At 70.5% G+C, this 18,727-nt stretch carries 14 protein-coding genes; 8 read left to right on the plus strand and 6 right to left on the minus strand.

The window, feature by feature from the left end; genetic code table 11:
• Positions 1–60 precede the first annotated feature (60 nt).
• The 3 genes from ACH4YP_RS23125 (at position 61) to ACH4YP_RS23135 (ending at position 2,644) form a co-directional block, all read left to right on the plus strand.
• Entirely contained in the window at positions 61–1,185 is a 1,125-nt protein-coding gene (locus ACH4YP_RS23125) for an NAD(P)/FAD-dependent oxidoreductase (RefSeq protein WP_398492171.1), read from the plus strand.
• Between the two features lie 109 nt (positions 1,186–1,294).
• Entirely contained in the window at positions 1,295–1,678 is a 384-nt protein-coding gene (locus ACH4YP_RS23130) for a RidA family protein (protein WP_361065315.1), read from the plus strand.
• A 114-nt stretch (positions 1,679–1,792) separates the two neighbouring features.
• Positions 1,793–2,644, plus strand: coding sequence for an IclR family transcriptional regulator (locus ACH4YP_RS23135; protein WP_361065313.1), 852 nt, complete (start codon positions 1,793–1,795; stop codon positions 2,642–2,644).
• A gap of 33 nt (positions 2,645–2,677) precedes the next feature.
• On the opposite strand, the gene ACH4YP_RS23140 is transcribed toward ACH4YP_RS23135, so the two are convergent.
• Both ACH4YP_RS23140 and ACH4YP_RS23145 read right to left on the minus strand, forming a co-directional pair.
• Positions 2,678–4,210, minus strand: coding sequence for a carboxylesterase/lipase family protein (locus ACH4YP_RS23140; protein WP_398492174.1), 1,533 nt, complete (start codon positions 4,208–4,210; stop codon positions 2,678–2,680).
• Between the two features lie 65 nt (positions 4,211–4,275).
• The gene (locus ACH4YP_RS23145) at positions 4,276–5,937 is read right to left on the minus strand and encodes a CocE/NonD family hydrolase (RefSeq protein ID WP_361065307.1); all 1,662 of its coding nucleotides are present in this window, start codon (positions 5,935–5,937) and stop codon (positions 4,276–4,278) included.
• Between the two features lie 452 nt (positions 5,938–6,389).
• Between ACH4YP_RS23145 and ACH4YP_RS23150 the strand changes: the two genes are divergently transcribed.
• The 4 genes from ACH4YP_RS23150 (at position 6,390) to ACH4YP_RS23165 (ending at position 10,449) form a co-directional block, all read left to right on the plus strand.
• Positions 6,390–7,211 (plus strand): ABC transporter permease, encoded by an 822-nt coding sequence (locus ACH4YP_RS23150; RefSeq protein WP_361065304.1) that lies wholly within the window; start codon positions 6,390–6,392, stop codon positions 7,209–7,211.
• Entirely contained in the window at positions 7,208–7,993 is a 786-nt protein-coding gene (locus tag ACH4YP_RS23155) for an ABC transporter ATP-binding protein (protein WP_361065301.1), read from the plus strand. The genes ACH4YP_RS23150 and ACH4YP_RS23155 overlap by 4 nt, the downstream gene beginning before the upstream one ends.
• A 206-nt stretch (positions 7,994–8,199) precedes the next feature.
• Positions 8,200–9,246 (plus strand): 2-oxoglutarate and iron-dependent oxygenase domain-containing protein, encoded by a 1,047-nt coding sequence (locus ACH4YP_RS23160; RefSeq protein WP_361065298.1) that lies wholly within the window; start codon positions 8,200–8,202, stop codon positions 9,244–9,246.
• A gap of 108 nt (positions 9,247–9,354) precedes the next feature.
• Positions 9,355–10,449 (plus strand): hypothetical protein, encoded by a 1,095-nt coding sequence (locus ACH4YP_RS23165; RefSeq protein WP_361068514.1) that lies wholly within the window; start codon positions 9,355–9,357, stop codon positions 10,447–10,449.
• Between the two features lie 124 nt (positions 10,450–10,573).
• On the opposite strand, the gene ACH4YP_RS23170 is transcribed toward ACH4YP_RS23165, so the two are convergent.
• Entirely contained in the window at positions 10,574–11,509 is a 936-nt protein-coding gene (locus ACH4YP_RS23170; RefSeq protein ID WP_398492177.1) for an alpha/beta hydrolase, read from the minus strand.
• 223 nt (positions 11,510–11,732) lie between these two features.
• The gene (locus tag ACH4YP_RS23175; protein ID WP_398492179.1) at positions 11,733–13,952 is read right to left on the minus strand and encodes a glycoside hydrolase family 3 C-terminal domain-containing protein; all 2,220 of its coding nucleotides are present in this window, start codon (positions 13,950–13,952) and stop codon (positions 11,733–11,735) included.
• Positions 13,953–14,095: 143 nt separating this feature from the next.
• On the opposite strand from ACH4YP_RS23175, the gene ACH4YP_RS23180 reads away from it, so the two are divergent.
• On the plus strand, positions 14,096–15,559 hold the full coding sequence (locus ACH4YP_RS23180) for an MFS transporter (protein ID WP_398492181.1): 1,464 nt from the start codon (positions 14,096–14,098) through the stop codon (positions 15,557–15,559).
• A 39-nt stretch (positions 15,560–15,598) separates the two neighbouring features.
• Here the strand turns inward: ACH4YP_RS23180 and ACH4YP_RS23185 are convergent, their stop codons facing one another.
• A complete protein-coding gene (locus tag ACH4YP_RS23185) occupies positions 15,599–16,222 on the minus strand; it encodes a TetR/AcrR family transcriptional regulator (protein WP_398492183.1) in 624 nt (207 codons plus the stop codon).
• Positions 16,219–18,666, minus strand: coding sequence for a glycoside hydrolase family 3 N-terminal domain-containing protein (locus ACH4YP_RS23190; RefSeq protein ID WP_398492185.1), 2,448 nt, complete (start codon positions 18,664–18,666; stop codon positions 16,219–16,221). The genes ACH4YP_RS23185 and ACH4YP_RS23190 overlap by 4 nt, the downstream gene beginning before the upstream one ends.
• Between the last annotated feature and the right edge of the window lie 61 nt (positions 18,667–18,727).

The following is an 18,727-nucleotide window of genomic DNA, read 5'->3' on the forward strand; positions in this document are numbered from 1 at the left end:
CGACGCCGTACCCGACGACCAGCCCGTCCGCCCGCCCTCGTCCGCGTCCTCGGAGGCCCCGTGAACCGCGCGGCCGTCCTCGTCATGGGCGGGGGCATCTCCGGAGTGTCCATCGCCTACGAACTCTCGCGATATGTGCCGGTGATGCTGCTGGAGATGGAATCGGCGCTGGCCTACCACACGTCGGGTCGCTCACTGGCCACCTTCGTGGAGAGCTACGGCCCCACGGCCGTACGCGCCCTGACGCAGGCGAGCCGGCCCTTCTTCGAGGATCCGCCGACCCGGGTGGACTCCCCGCTGTTCAGCCCCCTGGGGCTGCTCCTGGTCGCCGGCCAGGGGGAGGGGGACGACCTCGTCGACCTCCACGCGTCCGTGCTCGACAACGCCCCGCAGGCCCGGCTCGTCCCGGCGGCGGAGGTCCTTGAGATCAACCCGGTGCTGGCGCCCGGCCACTCCGAGCTGGGCATGTTCGATCCCGCGACCACGGAGATCGACGTCAACGAGCTCCAGCAGGGCTACATCCGAGGACTCAGGGCGAACGGCGGCGCGATCCACAAGGGCGCCAGGGTGGTGGACGCGCGCAGGGAGAACGGAGCGTGGGTCGTCACCGACGCCTCCGGAACCACGTACACCGCCAAGTCCGTCGTCAACGCCGCCGGCGCCTGGGCCGACGAGGTCGCGGCCGTCTTCGGGGTGAGCCCGGTCGGGATCAGGCCGCTGCGCCGGTCCGCCTTCATGGTCAAGGCGCCCGCAGGAGTGCGGGCCCGGGGCATCCCGCTCACCGGCAGCCTCGACCACTCCTGGCACTTCATGCCCCAGGGCGAGATGTTCGCGTGCTCACCCGCCGAGGAGACGCTGCAGCCGCCGTCCGACGCCAAGCCGGACGAACTGGAGATCGCGCGAGCGATCGACGACCTGAACGAAGCCACCGTGCTGAGGATCCGCGGCATCTCGTCCCCGTGGGCGGGCCTGCGCACCTTCGTCGCCGACGGACTTCCGGTCGTCGGCGCGGACAGCGCCGACGAGTCGTTCTTCTGGTACGCGGCACAGGGCGGGTACGGAATGCAGCTTGCTCCGGCCATGTCACAGCTCGCAGCCGCCGACCTGCTCGGAATCGCGGAGGCCGAGGAACTCGCTTCCCTGGGGGACACGTTGAGAGAACTCTCGCCGACCCGGTTGCGGTGACCGACCGGGCGCTCCGCGAACACCACCGACCCCCGACCACCCACACCACCCCGATCACCCCGACTCGGGTACCGGCAGCCGGTACCCGGACCACGTGAGGAACCGCACCATGAACGACCGCGCCAACGTCTTCGTCGCGAACGAACCCGCCATCCCCGTCTCCCTCTCCGCCGCCGCCATCGGGACGCCGACCGTCTTCACCGCCGGCCAGGTGGGCCTGGACCCGGCGACGGGGCGGCTGGTCGAGGGCTTCGAAGCCCAGGTCGAGCAGGCCATCGACAATCTGGAGAGCGTCCTGCTGCGGTCGGGAAGCGGACTGGACCGTGTTCTCAAGGCCACCTGCTACCTGGCAGACCTGTCCCAGTTCGCAGATTTCGAGGCCATCTACGCACGCAGGTTCCCGCAGCCCTACCCGGCACGCACCACGCTGGGTGCCGTGCTGGTGAGCGGAATCCTCTTCGAAGTGGAGGCGATCGCGACCATCGACGGATGAGCGGGACCGTGTCACGGCGCAGGCACGTCAGTAGGCCCTCACTCCGCGAAGTCGGCCACGTACGATGGTTCGGGATGTGAATCGGTGAACCGCGATGCGAAGAGTGAGGGTCCAGTGGCGTCGGAGCAGTCGGCACGATCGATCGAGGGGTGGACCGGCTTCCAGGCGCCGTCCGAATCCCGGGAAGAGCGCAAGATCGCCTCGGTCGCCAACGCGATGCGGCTCATCGAGAAGCTCGACACCCTCGGCGAGGCAGGGGTGTCGGAACTGTCGCGTGAGCTAGGAGTCTCCAAGCCCGCCGTCGACCGGCTGCTCGTCACCCTGCTGGACAGCGGCTTCGTCGAGCAGAACGCCGAGTCGCGGCGCTACCGGCTGTCCATCCGGTTCATCGCCATCGCCAACGGGATCCGGCCGCGGACGAAGCTGCCCGAGATCGCCCGGCCGTACCTGCTCGACCTCAACGACCGCTTCCACGAGACCGTGCACCTGGGTGTCCTGTCGAACGGCAACGTGGTCTACGCCGAGACGGTGCCGTCGCGGCAGATGTTCCGTATAGAGGCCAAGCCCGGCACCACCCTGCCCGCCTACTGCACGGCGCTGGGCAAGGCCGTCCTGGCCTACCGGGACCCCGATGAGGTCGAGCAGTATCTGCGGACGGTGGTCCCGGTCTCCTACACGCGGTACACGACGACGGACTTCGGCGCTCTGCGCCAGCAGATCGAGAGCGTGCGCACGGACGGCTTCGCCCTCGACCTGGGGGAGATCCTCGAAGAGGTCTGCTGCCTGGCCGCCCCGGTCCTCGACTCGAAGGGCCGGGCCCTGGCCGCCCTGTCGGTCACGGCTCCGCGGTCGCTGTTTCTCCGTAAGCGCGAAGAGCTGGAGCAGGCCGTTCCCGCCGCCGCGCGACAACTGACCGCGGACGCCATCGCCTCCGACGCCACGGTCGACGGGATCGAGCCCAGGTGACGTCGTAGTCCCTCGGCGATCAGCGATCAGCGATCAGCACCGAGCGGTACCGGGTGTCCGCTGTCCGTCGGGGACGGTCGGCGGGTGCTCGGCGAGCCGCCAGGACGCGGCGGTGGCGGGAGGCGGTTCGGCGACGGGGCCGTTGGCGCCGAACACCTGGACGTCGGCGCTGCCGGGCGTGTGCGGGGCCCAGCCCGGGTCGCCGGTGCGGGCGAAGGCGCTCCAGGCGGTCATCATCCGCTGGCCGAGAGCCGCCGAGCCGGGCCACTGCCGGTACAGCGGAGCCAGCGGGTTGTCGTCGCTGTCGTGGTTGCCGAACACCAGGGCCATCTCCATGCCGTGTGACGGTCCGAGGCTCGGCAGGTCGGCGGCGAAGAGATAGCGGTGCGCGGTGCCCCCGGCGCGGGTGTGGGCCTCGGCCAGGCGGGCGGCCGGGACGCGGTAGAGGTGGTCGCCGAGGAAGCGCAGGCGCAGCCGCGTGGTGGTGGCATCGGGCTCGGCCGCACGGTAGGCGTCGAGCAGGCCTCGGGCCGCTGCCTCTCCGACCGCGCCGGCGATCTCGTCGTACAACGCGCCTTCGGTGGGCGGAGTGGCGTCGGGTGGCCCGAACGCCTCGGCCGCCAGCATCTCGTCGCGGTTCGCGCCGATGAGCAGGGGTACGTCGGCGGTGTCGCCGGTCTCGGCGGCCTGCACCGGCGTGCGCGGGAGTACGGAGCCGTCCAGGACCGGTCCCCAGGAACGTCCGCCGGGCAGGGCTCGCGCCCCCATGTCGGCGGGGAAGAGCTTCGCCTGGGCGGCCAGGATCTCCTCGACCGGTACGTCGACGAGCTGCTCGGGGCGGTGGACGCCGACGGTGTCGAGCAGGTCGGCGGCCAGTCGGCGTGCCGTGGCCGGAGCGTAGATCCGGGCGACGGGCGGGCTCATCAGCATCGCCCGCCGGAACAGGCCTCGGGCGGCGGGCATGGCCAGCAGGCAGCCGACGGAGCTCGCCCCCGCCGAGCCGCCGAAGACGCAGACGTTGTCCGGGTCGCCGCCGAACCGCGCGATGTTCCGGCGTACCCAGCGCAGCGCGGCGACCTGGTCCTGAAGCCCCAGGTTGACCGAGCCGGACCAGCCATCGCCACCGATGCCGGTCAGATCCAGGAAGCCCAGGGCACCGACGCGGTAGTTGAAGCTGACCACGACGGCGTCGCCGCCCCGCATCAGCCACTGCCCGTCGGTGCCCGGCGGCACCGCGCTGCCGGACTCGAAGGCGCCGCCGTAGATCCACACCAGCACCGGTCTGCGGCCGTGGACGTCCGGTGTCCAGACGTTCAGGTGCAGGCAGTCCTCGTCGTGTACGGCGTCAGGGGGCGACCACGGATCGGGGTTCTGCGCGGGCGATGCGCCGAAGGTGGTGGCGTCGCGCACGCCCTCCCACGGCCGGGGCGGCTGCGGCGGACGCAGCCGCCCCGGCCCGACCGGCGCCTCGGCGAACGGGATGCCCGCGAACACCGATCCGCCGTCGCCCAGAGTCCGCCCGGCAAGCTCCCCTTGCTCGGCGACTGTGGAAACGGTGTCCGACACGGCTCACTCCTCATCCAGTCCGTACAGCTCCAGATCCAGTCCGTACAACGCCACCATCGGCAGTGTCACACCGTCGGAGGGATCACCGGGAGTTCGATCCAGCTGTCGCCCGTACCGAGCAGGACGTCGCTGGTGAACGAGCCGTCCTCCTGGCTCAGGCCCCAGCGCGGGAAGTTGCTGTGGGCCACGTGCACGCGCAGTCGGTGTCCGGCCGCGAGCTCGATGCTGGTCGACCACAGGTCGACGGTCACGGTCCGCTCGCCCGACGCGTCGGCCTGGCCGTCGGCGGACTCCACCCGGCGCACCCCGTCGACCAGGTTGATCGACTTGCCGTCCGGGCGGACGTCGCACACGCGGACCACCCAGTCCGAGACCTCCGCTCCCGGCCGTACCCGGAGGTGGGCCCGGACCCGGCCGGTGATCTCCAGCGGCTCGTCCAGCGGATCGGTGGTGAACACGAGCACGTCGTCCCGGCACTCGACGCCGCGCTGGTCCCACGCACCCCAGGGAAACTTCTCGTGCATCGCGGTGTTGCCGCCCACCGTCTGTACCGGCCCGGACGCCTCGAACGTGAGCGCCGCGACCGCCGGCGATCCGCTGTCCGCGTCCTCATCGGCCGAGGAATCCCCGGGGCCACGCAGGACGGCGCGGTCGGCGGCACCCAGCTCCAGCCGGGTGGTCACCGCCCGGGCGAGCGGCCAGCTCTCCTCGTCCCGCCACTCGTCGCGCCCCATGACGAACAGCCTGACCGGTGCCCGGTCCAGGGGCTTGTCGTCGAGGACCGCGTCGAAGAAGTCGAGGTGCTCCGCCGTCAGGGACGAGGTGAGGCCCATGGACTGTCCGCCGCCGGCGAGGCCGAAGTTCACCTCTCCGTTCTGCGAACCGAAGTCCGTGCCGTGTGTCCAGGGGCCGACGATGAGATGGCCGGCGATGCCCAGTTCGCGCTGGCGCGTGAAGTTGTCGAGGGTCCCCTGGAGGAAGATGTCGTACCAGCCGCCCACGTGCAGGGCCGGAATGCGGATGTCGTCGATGACGGAGACGACGTCCAGCTCGGCCACCGTCTTGGGGTCGGCGTCGGCTCGGCGCAGGCCGATGTCGGGGACGTCCAGCTCCTCCAGCCACGGGATGCGGCCCGCCGGATAGCTCGCGTACCCGCCACGGGCCAGTGCGTCGATCCGGCTCACCGCCTCCATCGCCTCGGCGACCTTGCCGCGGCGCATCAGCTCGCTCATGCCGGTCGACAGCGACCAGACCACGTTCAGCCCGTGTTCCGGTACGCCGCCGCGGCGCAGGGGGCCGTCCAGCGGATCCGACCAGGTCATGCCGGGCGCGATCGCACGCAGTCCGGGGGCGCCCGACGCGGCCGCCCGCCACTGGGTGTGTCCGAAATAACTGCCGCCGTACATGGCGACACGGCCGTCGCAGAAGTCCTGCCCGGCCACCCAGGCGACGGCGTCGAAGCCGTCCTCGGTCTCGTGCTTCCACGGCACCCATTCACCGTCGGAGGTGCCACGGCCCCGTACGTCCTGGATGACCACGACATAGCCGCGGCTGACGGCGATCCGCTGGTCGAGGTACACGGACGTATACGGCGACGACTTGTCGTACGGCAGCCTGACCAGCAGCGCAGGGTGTCGTGCGTTGTCGTCGGGACGATGGATGTCGGCTCGCAGCACGACTCCGTCCCGTGTGTTCATCGGGACGTCGGTCTCCACTACCATTCGCATTTGGGTACCATTACACGTACTTTCGTACTCTGTCACGTACCCGCCGCTCGGATTCCCCGTATCGGTACCGGGGTCCGTCACCGCACCGCCGTCCGAACAGGGTCGGCCCGCGCATCCGATCGCTTCCGCTCCACCCCCCCGCTCGCCGCCGCCGCGTACCTCGCGGGCGAACGTGTCGGAATCCTTACAAGCTCGAAACGCAAGCCCCTCGCCAAGATGGCCGACGGTGGTGTTTTATGTCATCACTCAGCGCTGGCGAAAGAAAACGCAATGAGTCTCGGATCCCGAGGCGTGCGGCACGAGCCAACTTCCCCCACTCCACAAACGCCGGCATCAGAGAGACGCCCGGCTGGGGCGTGGTTGACATGGTCCCCTTTGAGTAAGGACATCCTGCGATGACGGAGATCCAGGCAAGCGGACGCAACGGTCCAGCTGTTCGGCAGCCACCGACCGTGAGCGTCACCTCTGCGCGCAAGGCGAAGCGTGCTCGTCGGGAATGGGGAGACTCGCGGCTCTTCCGAACGATCACCCCGACCCTGGCTGTGGTCCTGGCGGTGGTGGCCTGGCAGGTCGCCGCGAAAGTCGGGAACTTCGAGCCCACGGTCCTGCCCTCGCCCATGCGCGTCGCCGAGTCCGCCTGGACGGACCGTGAACAGTTGTGGGTGAACACGGTCCCGACCCTTCAGGTGACGGTGGCGGGACTCGTCATGTCGGTCGTCATAGCGGCGGCCCTGGCGACGCTGCTCAGTTTCGTGCCGCTGCTGCGCAACGCGACTCTTCCGCTGCTGATCGTCGCGCAGTCCATCCCCATCATCGTGCTGGCTCCGCTCTTCGTGATCTGGTTCGGATTCGGACTGGGCCCGAAGATCGGGCTCATCGTGATCACCACGGCGCTGCCCATGACGATCGCCCTCCTACAGGGATTCATGTCGGCCGATCCTGACGCGGCGACACTGATGAAGTCGCTGGGAGCCAACCGCGTCAAGGTGTTCCTGCGTCTTCAGGTCCCCTCCTCGCTGCCGTACTTCTTCACCGGCCTGCGCGTCGTCGCCAGCTTCGCCGTCCTGGCGGCCATCTTCGCCGAGACGGTCGGAGCGGTGAACGGGCTCGGCATCTACATGGCGACACAGAAGAACATGCTCCGGACCGATCTCGTGCTGGCCGCGGCCATCATCAGCATCGCCGTGAGCCTCACGCTGTTCTCCCTTACCTACCTGCTCGAATCTCTCGCGATGCCGTGGGAGCGCCGTCGGAAGGCGATGAGGTCCGAATGACAACCAGCCCCCTGCTCTCGGTCCAGAACGTGACCAAGACCTTCCCCGGCCCGCGCAAGACCCGCAACCCCGTGATCAACGACGTCTCCCTGGACGTCGCGCCCGGTGAGTTCGTGTCGGTCATCGGCCCCAGCGGCTGCGGCAAGTCCACGCTGTTCCAGATACTCGCCGGAATCCTGCGGCCCGACGAGGGGTCCGTCACCTACCACGGTGCGGCGACCCGGGGACCGTACTCGGCGTACATGCCGCAGAAGGACCTGCTCCTGCCGTGGCTGACCGCCCAGGACAACGCGGCACTCGGCCTGACGCTCGGCGGGATGTCGAAGGCCGACGCCCGCAAGAAGGTGTCCGACCTGCTGGGCACGTTCCGGCTGGACGGCTGCGCCGACGCCTACCCGTTCGAGCTGTCCGGTGGCATGCGGCAGCGCGTCGCGCTGCTGCGGACCATGGTCCTGGAACGGCCGATCCTGCTGCTCGACGAGCCCTTCGGCGCACTCGACTACCTCACCCGCACGGAACTGCAGCTCTGGCTCTCCCAGATCTGCGCCGAACTGGGCCAGTCGACCATCCTCATCACCCATGACGTCCCCGAGGCGCTCATGCTGTCCGACCGTGTCTACGTCCTCTCGAACCGGCCGGCCGAGGTGCGCATGGTGCTCGATCAGCCCGAGGCGCGTCCGCGCAGCCTGGACTTCATGGAGACCGAGCAGTTCACCCACAACGAGCGAACGCTGCTCACCGAGCTCACACACAGCGGGGCGCGACCGGCGACTGCCGCCTGATCACCGGTTCCCGGCCCGGTCAGCGCTGATCCAACCTTCGTGGGTTGCCGGTGCCGGCGGGCGGTCGAGGGTTCGCCCGCCCGGAAGGCCGAGGGTCCCGCTCGCCCGTCCGGTCGCCGCAAGCGACCGGCCGGAGCCTGCCGTCCTGTCTCTGTGCCACCGGAGTTGCCGGATGCCGCTCCACCTCAACAGTCCAAGGGGTCTCCATGTCATCCGAGTTCAGCGTCCCTGCCATCGACATCAGCCCGTACGTGCGTGACGGGTCCGACGCCGACAGGGCAGAGGTCGCGCGCCGACTCGACCACGCCTGCCGCACCGTGGGATTCATCCAGGTCGTCGGCCACGGAGTCGCGGACGAGATCCTCGACGGACTCGCCGACGCCATCGACGGGTTCTTCGCGCTTCCCCTGGAGTCGAAGAAGCGGTGGGTCCGCCCGTCGGGCGAGAACCGCGGCTACAGCCCGCCCAAGAGCGAGTCCCTCAGCTACAGCGTCGGCCTCGACCCCGTGACCCGTATGAACGACTTCTTCGAGGCGTTCAACGTCGGGACCTCCGCCGCCGAGTACCTGGACGCCCACGTGTCCGACGAGGACTACCCGGCCACGGTGTGGCCCACCGCGCCGACGTCGTTCCAGGGACAGGTCGAGGCCTACTACGCCGAGGCCCGGCGTGTCGCCCGCACCCTCACCCAGGTCGTCGCGGACGCCCTCGGCGTGGAGCGGTCACTCATCGAGGGTCTCACCGACCACTCGATCGACGTGCTCCGCATGAACAACTACGCCCTGCCGCCCGGGGAGATCGAGCTCGGCGCCGAACTCACCGGCATGAGCGAGCACACCGACTTCGGTCTGCTGACCGTCCTCTGGGCCGACCAGGTCGAAGGCCTCCAGGTACTCGGCAGCGACAACGCGTGGCACGACGTCCAGCCCGCCGACGGCGCCCTCCTCGTCAACCTCGGCGATGTGGCGGCCCGGCTGACGAACGACACATGGATGTCCACACTGCACCGGGTCACGCCGCCCGTCGTGAACGGAACCATCAAGCGCCGCCGCTCGGCCGCGTTCTTCCACGACGGGAACGCGGACGCCGTCGTCGCGCCCCTGCCGTCCTTCGTCGCCGATGGGGAGAAGGCGTTCTACGAGCCGATCACGGTCAAGGACCACATCCTGGCGAAGCTGAAGGGCTCCCGGGCCGGCCGGAAGAACCCCCACGCCCCGCGCGAGGCGGCCAGGGTGACCGCCGCAGCCGGCTGACGTCCCGACCCGCTGTAACCGAGACCGGTCTCGTCGGTGGTATGCCCGCCGACGAGACCGGTCCCCTTGCGCTGCCGGCCGGCGCGCTTCGATCCAGGAGGTACGACCATGCCCTCATCCGGCGACCCGAACGCCACCGACGAGTTCCCGCCGATGGCCCGCGCGGAGGAGCGGGTCGTGCTGGCCCGGCGGCTGCCCAAGGCGGAGCTGCACATGCACCAGGTGGGCTCGCTCGCTCCGGCCGAACTGGCCAGGCTGCACAGACGGGCCACCGGATCCGGCCTGTCCCGGGCCGAGGCGGACGCCGCCTACGACGTGCGCAGCCTCGGGAAGTTCTTCGACGACCTGGACAAGGCGGTCCGGCTCTGGGGCGACGAGGGACTGGTCACCGACGGCGTGCTGCGCATGATCGCCGGTGCGTACAACCGCGGTGTCCGCCACCTGGAGCTGCTGTGCACCCCGGATCTGCACCGGGACGAGATAGGCATGGAACCCGACGTGCTGCTGGGCGCGGTCGGTGAGGCGTTCCGCGTCGCCCGTGGCGAACTCGGGCTCACCGGCGGCATCGTCATCGAGCTGCACCGCTTCGGCGGACCACAGGGCGCGCTCGACATGGTCGAGCAGACCGCCGGACTGCGCGACAAGGGCGTGCCGATCCTCGGCTACGGCAACGACGGCGACCACCAGACCGTCCCGTTCGAGGCCCTCGCGCCTGCCTACGAGCGGGCCCGGTCCGAGGGCTACCGGCTCACCGGCCACGCCGACCTGATCGAGGATGTCGCGGCGGCGCTCGACCTTGGCCTCGACCGCATCGACCACGGCTGGATGGGCGTCGACGACCCGGACGTCCTGCGCCGCCTCAAGGCCGCCCGTACGCCGATGACGTTCACGCCCACCGGGTACGCGCTCGGCGGACTGGTCTCCGGGACCGGGTACGTCGACGCCTATCGCATCCTGGACGACAGCGGCGTACCGATGCTGCTCGGCACCGACGACCCGGAGCTGTTCCACACCGACCTCGCACAGGACTACGCGCTCATGGCCAACGCGCTTCAGTGGTCGAACGAGCAGCTGGGCGCCGCCGCGAAACGTTCGCTGGAGCATGCCTGGTTCCCCGAAGGCGACGGCGCGGACGTACGCGCGCACTGGTTCGCCGAGATCGACGCGCTCGTCGCCGATCCCCGGAGCCCGAACCGGGGATGACCGCGGGGCGACGACGCCCGATGCCGCGCACCGGCGGCGGGTCCGTGGTGAACACCGCCTCCGCCGCCGGCCTCGTCGCGTGGAAGGGACACTCGCGGTCGTCCGCGACGAACCCTTCGCGGGCTCACAGGGCCGCGCGGGCCCACTCCCTCTCGGCGAACCGGCGGATCTCACGGGCCTTGTCCTTGTCCTCCGGTGTGTTCCCCAGGAACATGCCGTGCCCCGCGGCCTCGAAGACGTGCAACTCGGCCTCGACGCCGGCGGCGCGCAGCGCCCGGTGCATCCGGACCGTGTCCGACAGCAGCAGGTCGCGGGTGCCGCTGGCGAGGACGGTCGGCGGGAATCCATTGGTGAAGTCGCCGAAGAGCGGGGAGAGGTACGGGTCGCGCAGGTCGTGGCCGTCGGCGTACAACCGGATGGCCGGCATGAGGCTGCCGGTCAGTACGGGGTCGAGGCCGAGGTTGGTCCGCCAGGTGTCGCCCGACTCGGTGAGGTCGACGGCCGGGGTGCTCAGCACCAGCGCGGCCGGGAGCGGCAGCCCCTCGTCCCGGGCCCGCAGCATCAGGGCGGCGGCGAGATTGCCGCCCGCCGAGCTTCCCCCGACGACGATCTCCTCGGGGCGGCGCTCTTCCAGCAACGCCCGGTAGACGGTGAGGCAGTCGTCGAGTGCCGCCGGGTAGCGATGGTCGGGCGGCATCCGGTAGTCGACCGCCCACACCCGGGCCCCCACCGACCTCGCGGTCAGGGCGCCCCGGACGCGGCAGACCTCACCCTTTCCCGAGATCCAGGCGCCGCCGTGGACGTCGAGGTAGACCCTGCGATCGTCGGGCGCAAGCCCCGCCGGGGCGATCGCATGCACCGGGAGACCGCCCAGGTCGATGCGCTCCTCCTCACCTCCGAGGGCCGGGAGCGCGCCGACCATTCCCCGTACGGCCTCGTCCGTCGCGGCGGCAAGCGCCCGCCAGCCGTCGAGGTCGTCGGGTTCCGGATAGCGCGTGGCCGTCGCGGCCATCCCGCGCACGATCGCGGCCTGCGCCTCCCGGCTCACCGACGTGGGCACGGGGATGTCCCGGGCCGGAAGCCGAAGTAACGGTCGGTTTCCGTCAGTTGACGTCACTGCGCGCCTCCCTGGATCGCTCTCGGTCGTCGTCATGCCGATGCGCCCGAACGTGGGCTCCCAGTGGCCCCATTCGTACAGTCGCTGTTGATGTTGTTGCCCTCGACCTGGGTGGGGGCGGTCGCCGCTCCCCAGAGGAAGCCGGGGTGCAGGCGGGAGTTGTGTGTCATCGGGTCGTCGTCTCCAGGATCCTGGCCAGGTCGTCGATGGAGAGGGACATTCCGGGAAAGTGGAGGAACTGGCGCGCAGGAATGGACGCGACCATGTGGATGAGACCGCTGTTGGCCTCCGACTGCTGCCGCTGTTCCTCGGTCGCCCCGGCGTCGAGCGCCTGCTGGAGCAGCGGACCGGCGACCGGGTGGGCGAGCCATTCACCGAGGGAGGAGTCGAGGGACAGGACGGTGCCATCGGCGTCGCCGGCGAGCGTGACGCTCTGTTCGGCGACGACACGGGAGGCGTTCTCGCCGACCTGGACCGTGTACGCGCCGGAGGCGACCGTCCAACGACCCTGCTCGATGTCGTAGTAGGCGAACGCGCGGCGTTCCAGGGGGAGTTCGACGGTACGGGACTCCCCGGGACGCAGTGCGACCTTGGTGAACGCGCGCAGTTCACGGGCCGGGCGCCGGACCGGTCCCGCGGTGGTGGCGACGTAGACTTGGACGACGTGCTTTCCGGCCCGGTCGCCGGTGTTGGTCACGGTGACCCGGACCGTGGCGCTGTCGTCCCCGGTGACGTCGACGGACAGGTTGTCGGTGCGGAACGTGGTGTAGCTCAGCCCGTGCCCGAAGGGATAGCGGACCGCGCGGCCGACGCTCTCGTAGTGCCGGTAGCCCACCATCACGCCCTCGCCGTACCGGACATGACCCGCCTCGCCGGGGAACGTGAGATAGCTGGGGGTGTCCTCCAGGCGGAGCGGAACGCTCTCGGCCAGGTGGCCGGAGGGGTTCACGGCGCCGGAGAGCACGTCCGCGAGGGCCCCGCCGCCGGCCTGGCCGAGCAGCCAGCCCGCCACGATGGCGTCGGCGTCGTCGTGCCACTCCTCCAGGGACACCACACCGCCGGTGGTCAGGACGACCACGGTGCGCGGCGCGACGGTGGCGACCGCGCGCACGAGTTCCCGCTGCTCGGCGGGGAGTTCGAGGTGCTCACGGTCGGTGCCCTCGGTCTCGCCGCGCAGCCCGACGAAGACGACAGCGGTGTCGGCCTCCCGGGCCACGCGTACGGCCTCCTCGCGTGACTCCTCGGGATCCAGGGTTCCGTCGCTCGCGAAGCCGGCCGCGTAGGTGACGGTTCCGCCGAGTTCCCGGAGAGCATCCAACGGGGTGTCGACCCGGGTGGCGTTGATGCGTGAACTGCCGTCGCCCTGGAACGCGGGAACCGTGGCGAACTCCCCGATGACGGCGACGCGCGAGTGCTCCGCGAGCGGCAGCGCGGCGTTGTCGTTCTTCAGCAGGACGACACAGTCGGCGGCCAACTCGCGTGCCAGCGCGTGGTGTTCGGCGGGGACCGCTGTTTCGGCGGAGTTGCCGGCCAGTCCGGTGAGCCCGAGCACCCGGCGGGCGCTCGCGTCGACCACGGCCTCGTCCAGGACGCCCTCGCGCACCGCCCGGACGATCGCCGCGTCGTTGGCGGCGTCCGGGCCGGGCATCTGCAGGTCGAGTCCGGCGGCCAGCGCGGCCACCCGGTCGCCGACCGCACCCCAGTCCGAGACGACGACGCCCTCGAATCCCCACTCCTCACGCAGGACTTCAGTCAGCAGCCAGTGGTTCTCCGAGGCCGGGACGCCGTTGACGCGGTTGTAGGCGGCCATGACGGCGGCCGGACGTGCCTCGGTGACGATCCGCTCGAACGCCGGCAGGTAGATCTCGCGCAGGGTGCGCTCGTCGACGTCCGAGCTGACGCGCATCCGGCCCGTCTCCTGGTTGTTGGCCGCGAAGTGCTTGACGGTCGCGCCCACCCCCTGGCTCTGCAGGGCCCGCACGAAGGCCGCTCCCAGCACACCTGACAGCAGCGGATCCTCGGAGTAGTACTCGAAGTTGCGACCGCACAGCGGGGACCGCTTGATGTTCACGCTGGGGCCCAGGACCACGCCGACGCCCAGCGCACGAGCTTCCCGGCCCACCAACTCGCCGACTTTTGCGGCGAGTTCACTGTCCCAGCTGGACCCGACGGCGACGGCCGGCGGGAAACAGGTGGCCGGCTCGCTCGCGTGGAAGCCCAGGTGATCGGCGTCGGCCCGCTGGCGGCGGATCCCGTGCGGACCGTCGGTCAGTACGACCGCGGGCACCCCCGCCTCGTCGAGCGGCCGGGTGGACCAGAAGTCCCCTCCCGCCAGCAGGGACGCCTTGTCCTCCAGGGAGAGAGCGGCGGGGTCGGGCTGCTGCATGGGCGAGATCCCTTCGGCGGCGCGGGTCCGGTCGGGAGCCGGAATGTTTCCGTGTCGAAAATCTATCACTCCAAAAAATTAAGAGCTAGCCTGCGCCCTGGGAGCACAAGGGCTCCATCCGTATACGGAAGCCGGGGTAGCGGATGTCACTCAACGTCGAGTCGCAGCACAGGGAAGAGGAAGCCGGGAAATCCGGCTTCGGCGCGCGGTACGCGCTGATGCTGATCGTGTTGCTCTGGGCCTCCCAGCTGACCGGCCTGGTCGGTCTGATCTCCGGGAACGCCCAGTCCGCCATCGCCATCCACTTTCAGACCACCAAGATCGCCTGGTTCAGCCAGATCGGTCTGCTGGGCGGCGTGTTCGCCACGCCCTTCGTGGTGAAGGCCGCCGCGATGTACGGCAAGAAGCGCGTCATGGTCGTCATCACCGTGCTCGGCCTGGTCGGTGACCTGATCGCCGCCCTGGCCACGAACTACGAGACCCTGCTCGTCGGCCGCGGGATCGCGGGCTTCTACAGCGCCTCCGTCCCGCTGGTCTACGCGCTGACCCGGGACGTGTTCCCGCGCCGTCTGGTGGGCCCGGCCAGCGGATTCCTCGGCGGTGGCGTCGGCCTGGTCGCTCTGGGCGGGCCCTTCCTGTCCGGCTGGCTCCTTGACGACCACGGCTTCCGGGCCGCGCTGTGGTTCCTGGTGGCGGGCACCGCGCTGGCCCTGGTGCTGCTGCTGGCCTTCGTCCCCGAGAGCCCGGTGCGCGAGGAACGCACCCGTATGGACTGGGCCGGCGGCGTGCTGCTGGGTGGCGGCCTCACCGTCATCGTCTACGGCATCGGAGAGGCGTCGGGCTGGGGCTGGACCAGCGGTCGCACGCTGGGCTGCACAGCCGGCGGGATCGTGGCCGTGCTCGCCTTCCTGTGGGTCGAGAGCAGGGTCGCCCACCCCATGTTCCCCATATCCCTGCTCGGGCGTCGCCGGGTGTGGACGACGTTCCTGGCCACGGGACTCGTCCTGGGCGCGGTCTACGGCGGGGGCGTCGTGACGAACCTGCTCACCCTGATGCCGAACATCCCGGGCGTCTCCGGTGGCCTGGGCTGGACCGCGACCAAGGCCGCCTGGGTCGCCGCGCCCGGCAGCATTCTGATCATCGGGGCCGCCGTGGCGACGGGAACACTCGCCCGTCGCGTCGACTCACGCCTGCTGCTGGGCACCGGCGGCGCACTGGTGGCCCTCGGATTCGCCCTCACCTCCCAGTTTCACCACACCGTCGGTCAGTTCATCGCGATCGGCGTCTTCAGCGCGGTGGGCATGGGCATGGTCGTCTCGATGATCCCCGTCATGATCATCGAATCGGTCGAACCGGAGGAGCAGGCACTGGCCAACGGCGCCCAGGGCATGGCACAGGGCGTCGTGCAGGGGCTGCTCATGCAGGTGGCCTTCGTGATCCTGGCCAGGGACGGCACGGTACTGAAGGGGACCGAGTTCTACGGCGACGACGGATACACCAACGGATTCCTGCTGTCCGCCGGTGTGGTCACGGTCGCCGCCCTGCTGGTGCTGCTGATCCCCAAGGGCAAGCGCCTCGACGAGGTGGAGGCCGGTCAGGCCGCCTGACCGGGTCCCCGTCCCGCGCCTGTGGGTTCCGCTGTCCGGTCACTCGGCCGGCTCCGCCTCGGGCGCGGGGCCGGCCGAAGCCACGAGCATCCGTGTGAACGTCTCGGCGATCTCCGCGATGTTCACGGAAGGGTCGTGCATCCACTGGATCTGCAGCCCGTCCAGCACCGCGAGCAGCACCCTGGCGAGATGGTCGGCCGGTTCGTCCGCCCGGATGACGCCGCTCTCCTGCTGCGTCTCCAGGTCGTGCGTGACCTCGGCCGCGAGCTTCCGGTAGCGCTCGGTGAAGTAGTCGTGCGCCGGGCTCTCGGGATCGGTGGCCGCCGCCGAGAGCGTGACATACAGCTTGGCCAGCCCGGGGTGCTCGGTGGTGTGGCGGGTGGTCGACACCATGGTGTCGACCGTTCCCGGGTCCGACCCGGCGGTCCTGGCGAGTTCCTTGCCCAGCACGTCCCGCCGCTCCAGCACCGCGAGGAGAAGCGCGTCGCGCGTGGGGAAGTAGTACGTCAGCGCCGGCTGGGTCACCCCGACCCGGTCGGCGATGTCCTGCAGCGAGGCACGCTCTCCGTGCTCGTCGATGGCCTCGTAGGCAGCCTGGAGGATCTGCTCCCGGCGCTCCGCGCTCTTGCGGTAGGGGCCTCGTGGCTTTCGCTGGTTGGTCACTCGTGGAACCGTACTTCACCCTGTTCCAGAGGTGATTCACCGTGTGGACCGGGCTGTTGAGCGGACCGGCCGTCGATCGGACCGACCGTGATCGTCGCGGCGCAGGTGAGTATGTCGCTGCCGAGTCCGGCCAGTACGGTGACATCGCCCGGCTCGATACCGCGGTGGCCGTCGGCCAGGGTGTAGTGGAGCCGCTCGACCGGGGCTTCGAGCACGACGCTCCGGGTCTCTCCGGCGGCGAGGCCGACGCGGCTGAACGCGATCAGCTGCCGCACCGGCCGGACCACGGACGCGAACTCGTCGCGCGCGTACAGCTGCACGACCGTCTCGCCGTCCACGCCACCGGTGTTGGACACCGTGAGCCGGGCACGTATCACGTCGTCGGCCAGCTCGACCGCCGGACCGCCGTCCCGCTCGTCGAGTCCGACCGCGAAGGTGGTGTACGAGAGTCCGTGGCCGAAGGCGTAGAGGGGCCCCTGCGTGTCCAGGTCCCCGTATCCATGGCGGGTTCCCGTCGGGTGGCCGTAGCCGCTGCCGTGGTGGTGGCCGTGGTAGAGCGGGATCTGGCCCAGGTGGCGGGGGAAGGTGCTCGGCAGCTTCCCGCTGGGGTTGATCAGGCCGAAGAGGGTGTGCGCGATCGTGGTGCCCGCCTCCTCGCCGAGCAGCGGCGCGAGCAGGACGGCGTTGGACGTCCGTGCCGCCTTCTCCAGCAGCAGCGGGCGCCCCGAGACGACCACGGTCACCATCGGCCTGCCCGTTGCCGCGACGAGTTCGAGAAGGTCCTCCTGGTCACCCGGCAGGGTCGGCGAGGCCGTCGTCTGGCCCTCGCCGGCGGTGTTGTCGCCGACCCATCCAGTGCGTTCGCCGACCACCGCGACGACCAGGTCGGCGTCGGCCACGGCGGCCTGCACGACGGCGGCGTCGAGAGGGTCCTCGGCGTCGGTCCGGAACCGGCCCAGCGAGACGAACTCGATCTTCGCGTCCAGCTTCCGCAGGGCGTCGAGCACGGTGTCGGCGTCGGGGTGGAGTTTCCTGGTCGTGTCCTCGAACGTGGGACCCATGCTGGGCATGCGGGTCTGGAAGATGTCGGTGAACACGAAGGTCGCCGGGTCGACCCCGGGCACCCGGCCCTCCATGACCGCCATCATGCCCAGCGGCATCTCGGCGGCGGACACCGACGTGTAGGCGCCGAAATGGATCCGCAGCTCGTCGGCGGCGGGCCCGACCACGACGACGCGGCGCTCACCGGGTGACAGGGGCAGCGTGCCGTCGTTCTGGAGCAGCACCATGCCGCGCGCCGCGATCGCGCGGCGGACGTCGGCGGCCTCCGTACGGTCCGGGGGCGCCGCCGGCGCGGGCCGCGCGCCGATGCCGGGAATCAGGCCGGTCCGGGCCTTCACGGCGAGGACGCGGGCCACGGCCACGTCGATGACCCGCTCGTCGAGACGCCCGGCGGCGACCTCGTCCGCCAGGGACGCGTAGTTCGTGTCGCCCGGCAGCTCAACGTCCAGCCCGGCGGACAGCGCCTGCACCGCGGCCTCGCCCTCCGTGCGCGCGGTGCGGTGGGCGGTGCGCAGCAGGTTGATCGAGTCGTAGTCGCTGACCACCAGGCCGTCGAACCCGAGGGTGTCGCGCAGGAACTCGGTGAGCAGCCAGCGGCTCGCGGTCGCGGGGATGCCGTCGATCTCGTTGTACGCGTTCATGACCAACGCCAGGCCCGCCTCGGTGATCGCCCGGCGGAACGGTTCGGCGTACTCGTCGATCAGCGCCCGGCGCCCGAGTTGGGCGACCGCCTGGTTCAGCGCGCCCTCCGAGGCGCCGTAGCCCACGAAGTGCTTGCCTGTCGCGAGTACTCCGGTCTCCTGTTCCGCGCCCTGGACGCCGCGGACGAACGCGACGGACATCTGCGCGGCCAACTCCGGGTCCTCGCCGTACGTTTCGTGCACGCGGCCCCAGCGCGGGTCGCGGTTGATGTCCATGACGGGCGAGAACAGCAGCTGGACGCCGGTGTCGCGCATGTGCGCGGCGGTCACGGCCGAGGCCCGCCTGGCCAGTTCGGGCGCCCAGGTCGCCGCCTGCGCCCACGACGTGGGGAACTGCGAACCGCAGGCGTGCAGGAACCCGTTGATGCCCTCGTTGTGGACCAGCGCGCCGATCCCGAACGGGGACACCTCGCGCACGGCGGCCTGGAGCGTGGCCAGTTGCTCGCGCAGGCTGTCGGCGTCGTCACCGAGGAACCACGCCAGGGACAGGTGTCCGACGCCGTGCGGGCGCAGCTCCCGGAGGCGGTTCGTGTCGATGACGGGGCCGGTTCCCGCGCCGTCCTGCGGCGGGCCCAACAGCTCGGGAGCGATCAGGCCGCCGAGCTGAGCGACCTTCTGCTCCAACGTGAGCCGGGAGACCAGACGTTGGATGTCGTCGGGACTTGATGCACCAGTGTCCATGTCGCACGTCTTTCATTCGAGCAGGGGCAAGGAAGGCGGAGCGGGAACGGGAGCGCCTCTC

This window comes from Streptomyces sp. NPDC020747, from assembly GCF_044334695.1.
Taxonomy (GTDB): Bacteria; Actinomycetota; Actinomycetes; order Streptomycetales; family Streptomycetaceae; genus Streptomyces.

Bases quoted from the DNA above. Each gene is read 5' to 3' on its own strand.
- ACH4YP_RS23130 (WP_361065315.1), top strand. From the start codon at position 1,295: ATGAACGACCGCGCCAACGTCTTCGTCGCGAACGAACCCGCCATCCCC.
- ACH4YP_RS23145 (WP_361065307.1), bottom strand. From the start codon at position 5,937: ATGCGAATGGTAGTGGAGACCGACGTCCCGATGAACACACGGGACGGA.
- ACH4YP_RS23155 (WP_361065301.1), top strand. From the start codon at position 7,208: ATGACAACCAGCCCCCTGCTCTCGGTCCAGAACGTGACCAAGACCTTC.
- ACH4YP_RS23160 (WP_361065298.1), top strand. From the start codon at position 8,200: ATGTCATCCGAGTTCAGCGTCCCTGCCATCGACATCAGCCCGTACGTG.
- ACH4YP_RS23165 (WP_361068514.1), top strand. From the start codon at position 9,355: ATGCCCTCATCCGGCGACCCGAACGCCACCGACGAGTTCCCGCCGATG.
- ACH4YP_RS23175 (WP_398492179.1), bottom strand. From the start codon at position 13,952: ATGCAGCAGCCCGACCCCGCCGCTCTCTCCCTGGAGGACAAGGCGTCC.
- ACH4YP_RS23180 (WP_398492181.1), top strand. From the start codon at position 14,096: ATGTCACTCAACGTCGAGTCGCAGCACAGGGAAGAGGAAGCCGGGAAA.
- ACH4YP_RS23190 (WP_398492185.1), bottom strand. From the start codon at position 18,666: ATGGACACTGGTGCATCAAGTCCCGACGACATCCAACGTCTGGTCTCC.